The sequence below is a fragment of the Xanthomonas sp. WHRI 10204 genome (genome assembly GCF_040202875.1).
Taxonomy (GTDB): Bacteria; Pseudomonadota; Gammaproteobacteria; order Xanthomonadales; family Xanthomonadaceae; genus Xanthomonas.
Genome location: NZ_JBEGDW010000002.1, coordinates 1,391,619 through 1,405,618, shown reverse-complemented (window position 1 = coordinate 1,405,618; position 14,000 = coordinate 1,391,619). Strand labels below are relative to the sequence as shown.

The following is a 14,000-nucleotide window of genomic DNA, read 5'->3' as shown; positions in this document are numbered from 1 at the left end:
GCCTTTCTTTCGTCGGCCTTGTGCCGAGAGCCATTCGATGACCTACAACGTTTCTGCGTCCATGAAGGCCGGCCTGCTGGCGCTGGTGTTGACCACTCCGATGGCCTTGCTCGCACGCGCCGATACAGCGCTGCCGGCCGCCGCCACGCCCGATCAGGCGACGGCGACCAAACTTGTCTACGGCCTGCTGTCCGACAGCCGCTATGCCTACCGTCCGCGGACGCTGGACGAGGGGATGTCCAAGGACGTCTTCAAGCGCTATCTGGAATCGTTGGATGGCGGCAAACAGTTCTTTACCCAGGCCGACATCGACGGCTTCGCGCCGCTGCAGGCCGGCGTGGGCGACGCGCTGCGCGGCGGCAACCTGGAGCCGGCGTTTCAGGTGTTTGCGGTCTACAAAAAGCGCGTCGATCAGCGCGTCAAATACGCGCGCGACCTGCTCAAGCAGGACTTCGATTTCAACGGTAGCGACAAGTTCGAGTACGACCGCAAGGACGTGCCGTGGGCGTCGGACGACAAACAGTTGGACGTGCTGTGGCGGCAGTCGGTGATGAACGATTGGCTGCGCCTGAAGCTGGCCGGCAAGAAGCCTGATGAGATCCGAAAGACCCTGGACAAGCGCTATGCCGCGCTCGCCGATTCGGTGAAGCAGCTGACCGGCGAGAATGTGTTCCAGTCCTTCGTCAACGCGTACACCAACGCAGTCGACCCGCACACCGACTATTTCACCCCGCGCACTGCCGAGACGTTCAACCAGCAGATGTCGCTGTCGCTGGAAGGCATCGGCGCGCAACTGCAGAAGCAGGACGACATGGTGGTGATCCGCGAGGTGATCCCGGGTGGTCCGGCGGCGGTGGATGGCACGCTCAAACCGGGCGATCGCATCGTCGGTGTGGGGCAGGCCAAGTCCGGCGCGATCGAAGATGTGATCGGCTGGCGCATCGACGATGTGGTGGCCAAGATCCGCGGCAGCAAGGATACCCAGGTGCGCCTGGAGTACATTCCGGCCGAGTCGGGCATCGACGGCAAGCACCGCATGGTGACCCTGACCCGTCAGAAGGTGCGTCTGGCCGAACAGGCGGCCAAGGGCGAGACGATCACCCTGCCGGCCAAGGGCAGCGAACCGGAACGCCGCATCGGCATCATCAAGCTGCCGGGCTTCTATCAGGACTTCGAAGGCCGTCGTCGTAACGCGACCGATTACGCGTCCGCAACGCGCGACGTCGCCAAGCTTCTGGCTGGCTTCAAGACCGACAAGGTCGACGGCGTGGTGCTGGACCTGCGTAACAACGGTGGCGGTTCGCTGGACGAAGCGATCGAACTCACCGGCCTGTTCATCGAGCAGGGTCCGGTGGTGCAGGTGCGCGAATCCGGTGGCCGCGTCACCGTCAATGGCGACAGCAATCCCAAGGTTGCCTGGGATGGTCCGCTGGGCGTGTTGATCAATCGCGGCTCGGCCTCGGCATCGGAAATCTTTGCCGGTGCGATCCAGGATTACGGTCGCGGCTTGGTGATCGGTGAAACCAGCTTCGGCAAGGGCACCGTGCAGAACATCGTCGATCTGGACCGTTGGCCGGCTGCCGAAGGGCAGCGTTATGGACAGGTCAAGCTGACGATTGCGCAGTTCTTCCGTGTCAGCGGCTCCAGCACGCAGCACAAAGGCGTGGTGCCGGATATCGCGTTCCCGGCCAGCGTGGATGCCACCGAGTTCGGTGAAAGCACCTACGACAACGCCCTGCCGTGGACGCGTATCGCCGCCGCGCCGCACACCCAGTACGGCAACTTCGCACCGCTGCTGCCCAAGTTGCAGACGCTGCACACTGCGCGCATCGCTACCGACAAGGAGTTCCAGTGGTGGGAAGAGGACGTCAAGCAGTTCCGCGACGAGAAGGCCAAGAAGTACATCTCGTTGAACGAAGCCGAGCGCGTTGCCGAGCGTCAGAAGCAGGACCAGCAGCGCAAGGACCGCCAGCAGGTGCGCAAGCAGCTGGGCTTGCCGCTCGATCCGCTTGCCGATGACAGCGATGACGGCCTGACCGGCAACGAGCGTGACATCGTCAAGGACACGGCACGCGAGAAGGCGGCGGAAAAGCGTCCCGATCCGCTACTGCACGAATCTGCCGCGATTCTCGCCGATGCGCTGGGCCTGCTCGTGCAGGATCAGCCGCTGTCGGCGCAGGTGCTGCCGCAGTCGACAGCGCCGGGCCGTTGGGCTGACTGATCGTTCGCTGAGCACCTGGCGACAGCATTGGGTTGAAGTAAAAAACGCCACCGCACTGCGGTGGCGTTTTTGTTGGCCGCCCCTTGCATATCGGGCACGGCACCGCAGGCGGGTTTGACAGCTGATCGATTGGCTGGCTGCCGTGCCGGTGTGTCGTGCAACGCGTCATTGCCTCCGACGTGGCTTTACGCCAATGCCTGCCAAACGCCTTGCAGGCCGAGCACCAGCAACGTGGCGAAAAAAAAGCGCCGAAACGTATCGGCGGAAATGCGATTACGCACCCAGGCGCCCAGCCACATGCCGATGGCGGTGGGCAGCAGCGCCCACATCGACGGAGCGATCGCCGTGCCGGGAAGCGCGCCGTGCCAGGCAAGGGCACTGGCCAGCGCCAGCGTCGCCACTCCGAAGCACCAGCCAAGAGACCGGATCAACAGCTCGCGCGGCAGTTGCAGTGCGGTGAGGTAGGGCAGCGATGGCAGCACGAACACCCCGGTGGCGCCACTCAACAGACCGGTGGATAGTCCGGCCAACGGTCCTGCCCAGCGTTCGTGATGCGCCTGCATCGTCCAGTGTCGGCGCGCCAGCCCAAGCAAGGCATACAGCGCCAGCAGCACGCCCAACCCGGCGCGGACTAGAGTGGGATCAGCGCCTGTCAGCACCCCCGCGCTCAGCCAGGTACCGAGTGTCACGGTTGCCAGCAATGGCCACAGACGTCGCAGCAGGGTTGGCGTGTCTGGCCCCCAGGCTTGCTGCACATTCGTCACCAGCGAAGGCAGTGCGAGTAATGCCGCTGCCTCGGCAGGCGTCAACCAAAGACCCAGCAGCCCCATTGCAACAGTCGGCAAGCCCATCCCGGCCACGCCCTTGACCCAGCCAGCCAGCAAAAAAATGCCTGCGATCAGATACCAGTGGGTGTGCAAGGTCGGCATGCAGGCAAGGATCCGGGCGTGTTTTGCGCCACGCAATGCGTGATTGTTTGATGCAGGCTTCGGTTGAGACGAAGGCTGAGGCATAAGATGCCCACCGTGGAAGGATCAATGGGCTGACCGGCTTCGTCGGCGGCGAGTGCACTTCGATTGACGTACACGTGCTTGGGGAGCGGTCATGCATCTGGAATTTGTGGATTTACGGTTGTTCATTGCGGTGGTCGAGGCGGGCAGCATCACTGCCGGTGCGCAACGCGCGGCGTTGTCGTTGGCGGCTGCCAGCGCACGGATTCGCGCGCTGGAGGTGCAAGTGGGCGCCGCCCTGCTGGAACGCGGGCGCCGCGGTGTCAGCCTGACCCCGGCCGGTGGCGTGTTGCTGCGGCACGCACGGCAATTGCAACGCCAGACCGAGGCGTTGCAGCTGGAGCTGGGCGGCTACGGTGGCGGCGGGCAGGTGACGCTGCGGCTGGCGGCCAATACTGCGGCGCTGTCGGCATGGCTGCCCGAACGGCTGGCGGAGTTTCTCATCGCACATCCACAGCTGGATCTGGCGCTGACCGAGCAGGGGAGCGACGAGGCGGCCGATGCGGTGCGCGAGGAGCGCGCCGACATCGCCGTGGTCGCAGGCCATGCCGACGTCAGTGGGCTGCAGGTGCTGCCGTTCCGTGAGGATCGGCTGGTGCTGGTGATGGCTGCCACTCATCCACTGGCCGGCGCCTCGACGTTGCGATTGAGCGAACTCGCGGGAATGGACATGCTGGGGCTGGCTGGCGACAGCGCCTTGCAACGGCACCTGCGCGTGCAAATGAACCGGGCCGGCGCGCAGGTGCGCATGCGTGCAAAAGTACAAGGGATCGACGCGTTGTGCCGCATGCTCGCGCAAGGCATGGGCATGGCAATTCTTCCGAACGCCGCAGTGCAGCGCTCATGCGTGCGCGATCAGCTGGGCACGGTGCCCTTGGATGAAGCCTGGGCACCTCGGCAACTTTCGATCGTGCTGCCTCACGCGTCTGCGTCGTCGCCCATCCTGCAAGCGCTGGTCGACTGTCTGCAACGCGACTGACCTGCGTACCGTCAGACAGGCCGGCATCGTGACAGTGTCACCTTGCCGGCGCGATCAACGCGGCCAGGCGAATTCGGCAAGCACCGGGTAGTGGTCCGACGGCAAGACACCGCCAGGACGTGCGTCCAGTGTGGCGAAGCGCGTAGGTGTCAGGCCGCGGAACAGAATCCAGTCGATGCGTCGGGTCGGGCGGGTGCTGAAGTCCTGGAACGTTTTTTCGGGACCTTGCGGCGTCGCCACATTGGCGCGTGCGTCCTTAAGCGTTGCGGTGAGCGTGCGGTAGGTGCCCTGATCAGGATCGCTGTTGAAATCGCCGGTCAGCACCACCGGAACATCTGCCGGCAAGCTTGCGATACGCGACAGGATCATGCGCGCACCTTGTTCGCGCGCTGCCTCATCCTGGTCGCGGTGCGGCAGATGGGTGTTCAACAGATAAAAACGGTGCTTGTCGCTGCGGCGCTCGAACAAGGCCCAGGTGACCATGCGCGGCAGGTCGGTGTTCCAGCTGCTGCTGCCGGGCACGTCTGGGGTGTCGGACAGCCAGAAATCGCCCGATTCCACCACCGACAGCGCGTGGCTATCGTAGAACACGCCCATATGCTCATCGCTGCCATCGGCGCGGCGGCCCTTGCCGAACCAGCGGTAAGCAGGCAACTGCGATGCCAGATACTGCGCCTGATCCTGCACCAACTCCTGGGTGCCGAAGACATCGGGATGGGTGTGCTTGATCAGCTCGACCATGGCCGTGCGCCGTACCGACCAGCGCTTGTCGCCGTCGGTGTCTACCGGCACACGCACGTTGAACGACATCACCCGCAATGGCGCAGGTGCAGGTGCAGCCCATGCAGACAGCGTCATGCACAGCACGGCGATGACAGCGAGCAATGGCCGAGAGACAGCGCGAAGGGACTGCTGTGGCATGCGATGGATTCCGGAATGGCCAGCCGCCAAGTCTAGTCCGCGTGCATGACATAGTGTGTCGGCGCGCGATTGAACAAACACGCTTGACGCGGCCATCTATCGGCGTAGCATTTGCAGCAAGCCAGCGGAGAGACCGCTGACTGACCACTCAACCGTGAGGGATTCTCATGGCAGCACAGTACGACTATCTTGTGTTTATCGGGCGTTTCGAGCCCTTTCATAACGGCCACGCTGCCGTCGCCCGCCACGCGCTGGGCAAAGCGAGCAAGCTCATTGTGTTGATCGGCTCGGCCGACACACCACGCACCATCCGCAACCCTTGGACCGTCGCCGAACGCGCAGTGATGATCGAGTCCGCATTGCCGGGCGAGAGCGAGCGTTTGATCCTGCGTCCGTTGCGCGACCATCTGTACAACGAAAGCCTGTGGATTGCCGAAGTGCAGCGCCAGGTTGCCGAAGTGGTGAAAGCCGATGGTGGCACGCTCGATGCGCGCATCGGCCTGATCGGCATGGACAAGGACGCCAGCAGTTATTACCTGCGCGAGTTTCCGCAGTGGCCGCTGGAAGACGTGCAACATACCGCCACGTTGTCGGCAACCGAGTTACGCCGTTATCTGTTCGAGGCTGGTGACATCGGCTTTCATGGCGGGTTGCTGATGCTGCGCGGCAATGTGCCTGCGCCGGTGTACGAGATGCTGGAAGCATTCCGCCGCAATTCGCCCAGCTACGCGCAACTGGTGGCGGAATACCGCTTCATCGAGCAGTACCGCGCGGCCTGGAAGGATGCGCCGTATGCACCGACCTTTGTAACCACCGATGCTGTGGTGGTGCATTCCGGGCACGTGCTGCTGGTGCGGCGGCGCGCCGAGCCGGGCAAGGGGTTGTGGGCGCTGCCGGGCGGTTTCGTTGCCCAGGAAGAGGGACTGCTGGACAGCTGCCTGCGTGAGCTGCGCGAAGAAACACGGCTCAAGGTCCCGGTGCCGGTGCTCAAGGGCTCGTTGCGCGGACGCCAGGTCTTCGATCACCCCGAGCGCAGCCTGCGCGGGCGCACCATTACCCACGCATTCCATTTCGAATTTCCGGCCGGCGAGTTGCCCGCGGTGCGCGGTGGCGACGATGCCGACAAGGCGCGCTGGATTCCGATTGCCGAAGTCATGGCGATGGGGCCGCGCCTGTACGAAGACCACCTGCATATTCTTGAATTCTTTCTGGGTCGTGGCTGAGCACGACGTCATCGCCTGCGTGCCGCTGCCGACCGGCGTCGGTCACGTCGATGCGTCTTGCTTGAGTCACGACCTCCCACCGGCGGACAGACCGCTGGTTTTCCCGACGCGAAGGAGCTTCCGTCATGCATTACCTCGATAACCTGCTACTCAATACCGACAGCTACAAGGCCAGCCACTGGCTGCAGTATCCGCCCGGTACCGATGCCTCGTTTTTCTATGTCGAATCGCGCGGCGGCGTGTACGACCAGACCGTGTTCTTCGGTCTGCAGTCGATCTTGAAAGAAGCCATCAACCGTCCGGTGACCCACGCCGACATCGACGATGCCAAGGCCTTGCTGGCCGCGCATGGTGAGCCGTTCAACGAAGCCGGCTGGCGCGATATCGTCGACCGCCTTGGCGGGCAGTTGCCGATCCGTATCCGTGCGGTGCCCGAAGGTGCGGTGGTGCCCACGCACAACGTGTTGATGACGATCGAATCCACCGACGCCAAGGCGTTCTGGGTGCCGTCGTATCTGGAAACCTTGTTGCTGCGCGTGTGGTACCCGGTGACGGTGGCCACGGTGAGCTGGCAGGTGAAGCAGATCGTGCGCGATTACCTGGAGCGCACCAGCGACGATCCGGAAGGCCAGTTGCCCTTCAAGCTGCACGACTTTGGTGCGCGCGGTGTGTCCAGTCTGGGCTCGGCGGCTCTCGGTGGCGCCGCGCATCTGGTGAACTTCCTCGGCACCGATACCTTGTCGGCTTTGCTGCTGGCATGCGCGCATTACCACACGCCGGTGGCGGGGTTTTCGATTCCCGCCGCCGAGCACAGCACCATCACCAGTTGGGGCCGCGAGCGCGAGGTGGATGCGTACCGCAACATGCTCACGCAATTCGCGCACCCGGGTTCCATCGTGGCCGTGGTGTCCGATAGCTACGACATCTATCGCGCCATTCGCGAGCATTGGGGCACCACCTTGCGCGAGGAGATCATCGCCTCCGGCGCGACGGTGGTGATCCGCCCCGATTCCGGCGACCCGGTGGATGTGGTCGAACAGTGCCTGCTATTGCTGGACGAGTCCTTCGGGCATCAGGTCAATAGCAAGGGCTACAAGGTGCTCAACCATGTGCGCGTGATTCAGGGCGACGGCATCAATCCGCAGTCGTTGCGCGCCATTCTGGAGCGCATCACCGCAGCCGGTTATGCCGCCGACAACGTCGCCTTCGGCATGGGCGGTGCGTTGCTGCAGAAGGTGGACCGCGATACGCAGAAGTTTGCGTTGAAGTGCTCGGCAGTGCGTGTAGATGGGCAGTGGATCGACGTCTACAAGGACCCGATCACCGACCAGGGCAAGCAGAGCAAGCGCGGCCGGCTGACCCTGCTGCGCGACCGTCGCGATGGCAGTTACCGCAGTGCGTTGCTCGAGGAGGTAGCCGCCAGCACCGACAGCGAAGATGCGTTGGTGACGGTGTGGGAAAACGGCGCGATGCAGCAGGAATGGACGTTGCAGCAGGTACGCGAGCGTGCCGATGTCGCCCGGCGCTGACGGGTTGCACGCAGGCAGGCCCATGCCCGCTTCCATCGACGCTGTGCCGCTGCTGCCTGCCTCACCACTGTTGGCGCAGTTGCGCGCCACGGCACCCAACCTGCAGCGGCGCGTGCCGCTGCAGGACGACAGCAATCGATGGCATGCGTTGCAGATCGGCGCGCGCCGCTATCGGGTTGCATTGCCGATCACGTTGACGCCGTACGCCTCGGTGCGGCCCTGTTCGGCGCGTTGTGGGTTTTGTTCGGAGAATCTGCGGCAGCACGCGGGCGGTCTGGCGGGGTCGATGCTGCGTCCGGGCCCGGACTATTTCGCGCAGTTGCGCAGCGCACTGCAGCTGCTGCATGCGGTGCCATTGTCGTATTCGCTGTCGGGCCTGGAAATGACCGACGACGCGCAGTGGCTGCTGACCTTGCTGCACACCTTGTCGACCACGCCCAATGGCCCGCGCGTCGAGCAGCGCGTGCTGTACAGCAATGGTGCAGGCCTGGCGCGTGCGCACGGTGAGCGTCTGCTCGATGCGCTGGTCGATTTCGGCGTGTCGTGGATCGAGCTGTCGCGTCACCACCCGCTGCAGGCGCATAACGATGCGATCATGCGCTTCCGCGCGGACGAGCCCATCGCCGATGCCATGACGTTCGCACAGACCGCCCGTCGCATCGCTGCGCGTCTGCCGGTGCGGCTGGTGTGTATCGTGCAACGGGGCGGGGTGTGCAGCGCCGAGGAGATCGCGCGGTATATCGCGTGGGCGCGCAGCTGTGGCGCAGGTCAGGTGATCTTCCGCGAGTTGTCGCGGCTGGATGATGCGTATCGCAACAACGGCACGTTGCGTTACATCGAGCAGCACCGCATCGGTGTGGAGCACCTGCTGGCCGAGTGCATGCAGCAGCCGTGGTGGTCGCGTTGGCAGCTGGACGGCATGACGGAAGGGTATTACTTCTGGAATGTGCGGATGCGCAGCGACGATGGCATGCAAGTGGTGTTCGAAAGCGCCGATTACGCGGCGATGCACGCGCGCCATGCCACCGGCGATGTGTACAAACTGGTGTTCTTCGCCAACGGCCGGCTGTGTGCGGGATGGGACCCGGACGCCGATGTGCTGTGGGACGCAGCAGATGGATGAGTTCGATCAGCGCAGCTGGTGGACGCCGGCAGCCGATGATGCGGCCTGGGCATTGCCCGACGACCTGCGTATGCGCGACCCGCTCAACGGGCGCGACTGTGGTTGGGTCAATCAGATGCGGCCGTTTGTGCGCCATTTCAGCCAGCCGGGCGAGCAGGTGTTCGACCCGTTCTGCGGATTCGGCAGTACCTTGCTGGCTGCGGCTCTCGAAGGCCGCAACGCGCACGGCATGGAGATCGACGATGCGCGTGCGCAGTTGGCACGCACGCGATTGCAACGGCACGGCGTGGATGCGCCGATCGTGGTCGGTAGCCTGGTGCAGACCGCGCCGGCCGCGCCGATCGATCTGTGCCTGACCAACGTGCCGTATTTCGGTTGCCAGTGGCGCGGTGCGAGGGTGGCTGGGCAGCTATATGCCAGCGCCGACTACGCGGGGTATCTCGCCGGCATGCGCGCGGTGTTTCACGCGTTGCGGCGGCAGTTGCGTCCGGGCGCATTTGGCGTGGCCATGGTCGAGAATGTGCGTGTGGGCGGGCACATGATCCCGCAGGCCTGGGAGTTGGGCCGGATCCTCGGCAGCCTGTTCACCCTGCATGACGAGCGGGTGCTGTGTTACCCGCGTGCTGCCGCTGGATTGGAACATGCAGGCACCGCCAGCAATCGTAGCCACGAATATGCGCTGATCTTTCAGCACTGCCGCGCCCGCTTGGATGTACAGCAGGCGGCGCAGCTGCTGCAGGCCGTGCAGGCGCTTGGCGTGCCGGTGGTGGTGCACGGCAGTTATGCGCGTTGGCTGCAATCGCCTGCGCTGGTGCCGCAAGGCCCGGCGGATCTGGACTTGATGCTGCGCGCCGAGCAGCCGCTGTGGGACCGTCTGACCAGCTGGCTGCAGGTGCAGGGCTTCAGCCTGAGCCTGTGGGGCGAACCCTGTCGCGCGCCAGTGGCGCTGGCGACGGTACGTGCGCATCACTACCTGCGCGCCGAGCGGATCGGTGCCGATGGCAGCCGCCTGCAGGTCGACCTGCAACTGCCAGCGGATGAACCGCCGATGCCCTGAGCCGGCAACACGACGCCGCGCGCACATCGGTTGCAGCTATGCTTTGCCCGGTTTTTGATGCCGGAGTCTTCCCATGTCGTGTACTTCCCTGATCGCGCGCTGCGCGCTGCTTGGCGCGTTGGCAACCTTGGTGGGCTGCGGCGGCAGCAAGGGCGACACCATGCTGATGCGCGAGTCGTTCAATTCCGACGATACGTATTCGCGCAGCGTGGCGGCCAGCTCGCCACAGGCCTGCGAAGCCGCACGGCGCGTGCTGTTGAGTCAGGGCTACGCCGTGACGCGTGCCGATGCCGCGGCGGTGGAAGGCAGTAAGAACTTCCAGCTGAAGGAAGCCGACCAGAGCGAGCAGCTCAATCTACGGATTTCCTGCGCCACGCAGGACGGTGGCAAGGCGCAGATCTTCGTCAGCGCGCTGCAGGATCGATACGCATTGAAGAAGAGCTCCACCTCGGCCAGCGTGGGTGTTGGCGTGCTCGGCTCGTTGTCGTTGCCGGTGGGCAGCAGCGGCGACTCGCTGGTGCGCGTGTCCAGCACCACGGTGCAGGACGCGGCCTTCTACAAGCGCTTTTTCGAACGACTGAACTCCTATCTGCCCAAGGTGACCGAAGCGGCGCCTGCCGCCGCCGCCGCGATGCCTGCGCCGGTACCGGCAGCCCCGCACCCGCCGGCGGCACCAGCCACACTGCCCGCCGCGGCGCCGACACCGGCGGTCAGCGCGCCTGGTGCGCCAGCCGCTGCAGCACCGAGCCCAACCACGGTCGAGCAGCCGCCCGTCGCGCCGTTGCCGGTCGAAGCCCAGGACCCGCCGCCAGCGCCGGCCAACGTGCCGCAGAGCGGACCTGCCACCCAGCCGTGACGCGCGATTCACGCACCGCTCCAAAGCCTGAATAGAGGGTTTTGCGCTTCACGTTGTGTTCTCGACCCAGTGGCCAGAGTGCAGCCATGGCTCGCCGAATGGGCGAGAACGATGGAGACGTACGATGAAAATGCGCAATTCCCTGATGGGTATGTCCCTGATCGCTCTGATGGCGACGAGCACCTTCGCGCAAGCGCAGAACTACTCGCAGCACCGTTACACGACGGCAGACGAAGGCCGCAGGTTCAATGACGGTACGCGCGTGCGCTGCAAGAACGTCGAGGTGCAGAAGAATTCCACCGACCCGAATCGCATCGGCGGCACGCTTGCCGGCGCGGCCATCGGCGGTCTGCTTGGTAACCAGGTTGGCGGCGGTAACGGCAAGAAGCTCGCCACCGTGGCAGGCGCGGTTGCCGGTGGTGCAGCAGGCCGCACCATCCAGGGCAACCGCCAGCAAGCTAACGGCAATCGCCAGGTCGAGCGCGTCTGCGAACGTCGCTGAGCGTGATGCAGTGAATGTCACGAGCCCCGGTCCTGCCGGGGCTTTGTTTTGGTCCAGGAGCAGCGCTGTGCTGCCAATCCACTTCTCCGCTCGATGAGTGCATTCCAGGTGCAGAGCAGACGCTGGGCGGTGCGATCCACGCCTGCAGCGCACACACGCGTGCGGCATGCCGCGTGGCGCCGCGTGGTTGCGCTGTTCTGTGCAGCGGCGCTGTGCGGTCTGCAGCTGTTGCAAGTGGCCGCTGCTGCACCAAGTCAAACGGCCAGCATGGCCGCACCCGATTGCGTGGAAGCGCTGTTGCGGCGATTGGGTTGGAGCATCAACAGTGCGGCGATCAGCACGCCAATCATCCAGCGCGGCGCGCCCTGTACGCGGGGCTCGCTTGCGCAGGCGCGTGCAGCCGGCGATCTGCAGATCACACTGCCGGCCGGCTGGGACGCGCAGCAACGCGGCGTAGCGCTGAAGGCACTGTTGGACGATTCCGCTACCCAATGCGCCTACGGATTCGACGTTGGCGCCGCCACACTGCGCGCCGTCACCCAGCTGCAAGATAATCCGCATTACCGATTTTCTGCGCTGCAACTGGGCTGGATCGGCTTCGGCTGGCGTGGCGCCGCTGCGCAGGGCTGGAGTGGATTCAAGAGCTTTGGCCGCGGCTATCAGCCACGCGGCAGCAATGCGCAGGCGCTGGACGCGTTCTATCGCGGACAGGTGCGTTCCGAATGCGGCGTGGGGCGGCAGGTGGCCCAGCTCGCCACGCAGCGCGAACTGTATGGCGATGCCGGGTTCGATCAGGTATTTACGCCGGGCGAACTGTCGATCGGTACATTTTTGACCTTGCACGACACCGACAGCATTCTGCTTGGCGCACACGCCGGCGAATTTTTTGCCGACGGTAAAGCGGTGAAGACCGCGCAACTGGGGCGCCAGGCGTTTGTCGGTGCGCCGGGCTTCATCGCGCATGTGTTCGACAAGGCGTATCTGGACGATATCCATAACCAGGCCGAAAACTTCGTGGTGGTGGATGTCAGCGATGCGGCGGCGCAGGCGTTGGCGCGGCACGGCGGCTTTGCGCATTACGACACGATCAACCGGCAGATTTGGGAACTCTCCAGGCAGCTGCAGGGGCCGGGCAAACGACGGTTCGAGCGGTTGCTGTACGAGCGCGACGCGGCGTTGCGGGCAACGCTTGATCCGCAGCAGCAGGCGCGGCTGCAGGAACTGCAGACGTTGCTGGACGATCCGTTCTATCAGGGCTTTCTGGTGTATGTGCATCCCAAGGGCACCAAGCCGATCGGTTATCACGTCGCGCGCCTGCTCGATCGCAACCCGCGCACCCCATATGCGATCGACCTGACCTTGCACAATCTGCGCACCACCTTGTACTGGCGATGGATCGATTGGCAGCTGCAACAGTGCGGCGCCAGCACCGTCACGGAACAATCCATTGAAAATTCCGCCACGCCGGCGTACGCCCGGCGTGGCACCCTGCACTGATCAGATCATTGAGGAGTGGTTATGGAACTGGGTATGGTGGGTTTGGGCCGCATGGGCGCCAACATGGCCGAGCGTCTGGTGCACGGCGGGCATCGTGTGCACGGCTACGATCCCGGCGATAGCGCGCGTAGCAGCGCACAGGCCAAGGGCATTGTCACTGCCGATGCGTTGGCAGCGCTGGTGTCTGCGCTGCCGAGCCCGCGCGTGGTGTGGCTGATGGTGCCGGCAGGCAAGATCGTCGACGACACGCTGGCGCAACTGCTGCCCTTGTTGCAGGCCGGCGACATCGTCATCGATGGCGGCAATTCGTACTACAAGGATTCGCAACGTCGCGCAGCGCAACTGCAGGAAAGCGGTATTGCATTCGTCGACTGCGGCACCAGCGGTGGCGTCTGGGGCCTGAAGGAAGGCTATAGCCTGATGGTTGGCGGCGAAGAGTCCGCAGTGACCATGCTGCATCCGATCCTGGCCACGCTGGCGCCTGCGGCGGACAAGGGCTGGGGGCGGGTGGGCCCGAGCGGTGCCGGCCATTTCACCAAGATGGTCCACAACGGCATCGAGTACGGAATGATGCAGGCCTACGCCGAAGGCTTCGCCCTGATGCAGCACAAGACCGATTTTGCGCTGGATCTGCACCAGGTCTCGGAGATCTGGCGCGACGGGAGCGTGGTGCGTTCGTGGTTGCTGGACCTGACTGCCGATGCGCTGCAACACAACCCGACCATGTCCGGTATCGCGCCGTTCGTAGCCGACTCGGGCGAAGGCCGCTGGACGGTGGCCGAGGCGATCGACCTGGAAGTGTCTGCACCCATCATCACGTTGTCGCTGATGGAGCGGTTGCGTTCGCGCGACAAGGATTCGTTCACCGACAAATTGCTGGCTGCCATGCGCAACCAGTTCGGCGGCCATGCGGTGAAGACCACCACCGCTGCAGCCCCGGCGATCGGCAGCAAGGACGCGTAAGCGCGTCGCTGGCACGGCCGCGGTTGCCGAACGGCGTCGCGGTCGTTGCTCGATTGGAATGCGCTCGATCCGCCTGCGCGTTCTACGCGTGGGCGATGCTGCTCACGATGTGTGTCGCT

The 14,000-nt window shown here is 64.5% G+C and carries 12 protein-coding genes; 10 read left to right on the top strand and 2 right to left on the bottom strand.

Annotated features, from left to right (window positions below):
• The first annotated feature begins 61 nt into the window (after nucleotides 1-61).
• Nucleotides 62-2,221, top strand: a complete 2,160-nt coding sequence (locus tag ABQZ00_RS16955; protein ID WP_193552426.1) for a carboxy terminal-processing peptidase — start codon at nucleotides 62-64, stop codon at nucleotides 2,219-2,221.
• 185 nt (nucleotides 2,222-2,406) lie between these two features.
• Here the strand turns inward: ABQZ00_RS16955 and ABQZ00_RS16950 are convergent, their stop codons facing one another.
• Entirely contained in the window at nucleotides 2,407-3,150 is a 744-nt protein-coding gene (locus ABQZ00_RS16950) for a sulfite exporter TauE/SafE family protein (protein WP_323538690.1), read from the bottom strand.
• A gap of 175 nt (nucleotides 3,151-3,325) precedes the next feature.
• Here ABQZ00_RS16950 and ABQZ00_RS16945 point away from each other — a divergent pair, with 175 nt between their 5' ends.
• A complete protein-coding gene (locus ABQZ00_RS16945) occupies nucleotides 3,326-4,210 on the top strand; it encodes a LysR substrate-binding domain-containing protein (protein ID WP_115512601.1) in 885 nt (294 codons plus the stop codon).
• 54 nt (nucleotides 4,211-4,264) lie between these two features.
• On the opposite strand, the gene ABQZ00_RS16940 is transcribed toward ABQZ00_RS16945, so the two are convergent.
• Entirely contained in the window at nucleotides 4,265-5,131 is an 867-nt protein-coding gene (locus tag ABQZ00_RS16940; RefSeq protein ID WP_323538691.1) for an endonuclease/exonuclease/phosphatase family protein, read from the bottom strand.
• A gap of 167 nt (nucleotides 5,132-5,298) precedes the next feature.
• On the opposite strand from ABQZ00_RS16940, the gene ABQZ00_RS16935 reads away from it, so the two are divergent.
• The 8 genes from ABQZ00_RS16935 (at nucleotide 5,299) to gnd (ending at nucleotide 13,881) form a co-directional block, all read left to right on the top strand.
• Entirely contained in the window at nucleotides 5,299-6,354 is a 1,056-nt protein-coding gene (locus tag ABQZ00_RS16935) for a bifunctional nicotinamide-nucleotide adenylyltransferase/Nudix hydroxylase (protein ID WP_323538692.1), read from the top strand.
• 125 nt (nucleotides 6,355-6,479) lie between these two features.
• Complete coding sequence (locus ABQZ00_RS16930) at nucleotides 6,480-7,883, top strand: nicotinate phosphoribosyltransferase (protein WP_323538693.1); 1,404 nt, start codon at nucleotides 6,480-6,482, stop codon at nucleotides 7,881-7,883.
• A gap of 22 nt (nucleotides 7,884-7,905) precedes the next feature.
• On the top strand, nucleotides 7,906-9,006 hold the full coding sequence (locus ABQZ00_RS16925) for a hypothetical protein (protein WP_323538694.1): 1,101 nt from the start codon (nucleotides 7,906-7,908) through the stop codon (nucleotides 9,004-9,006).
• Complete coding sequence (locus ABQZ00_RS16920; protein WP_323538695.1) at nucleotides 8,999-10,063, top strand: DNA methyltransferase; 1,065 nt, start codon at nucleotides 8,999-9,001, stop codon at nucleotides 10,061-10,063. Before ABQZ00_RS16925 ends, ABQZ00_RS16920 begins: the two co-directional genes overlap by 8 nt.
• A 73-nt stretch (nucleotides 10,064-10,136) precedes the next feature.
• Nucleotides 10,137-10,919, top strand: coding sequence for a DUF2242 domain-containing protein (locus ABQZ00_RS16915; protein ID WP_323538696.1), 783 nt, complete (start codon nucleotides 10,137-10,139; stop codon nucleotides 10,917-10,919).
• Between the two features lie 124 nt (nucleotides 10,920-11,043).
• Nucleotides 11,044-11,421, top strand: coding sequence for a glycine zipper 2TM domain-containing protein (locus ABQZ00_RS16910; protein WP_055850660.1), 378 nt, complete (start codon nucleotides 11,044-11,046; stop codon nucleotides 11,419-11,421).
• A gap of 267 nt (nucleotides 11,422-11,688) precedes the next feature.
• Nucleotides 11,689-12,918, top strand: a complete 1,230-nt coding sequence (locus tag ABQZ00_RS16905) for a hypothetical protein (RefSeq protein WP_323538697.1) — start codon at nucleotides 11,689-11,691, stop codon at nucleotides 12,916-12,918.
• A gap of 21 nt (nucleotides 12,919-12,939) precedes the next feature.
• The gene (gnd, locus tag ABQZ00_RS16900; protein ID WP_323538698.1) at nucleotides 12,940-13,881 is read left to right on the top strand and encodes a phosphogluconate dehydrogenase (NAD(+)-dependent, decarboxylating); all 942 of its coding nucleotides are present in this window, start codon (nucleotides 12,940-12,942) and stop codon (nucleotides 13,879-13,881) included.
• The last annotated feature ends 119 nt before the right edge of the window (nucleotides 13,882-14,000 follow it).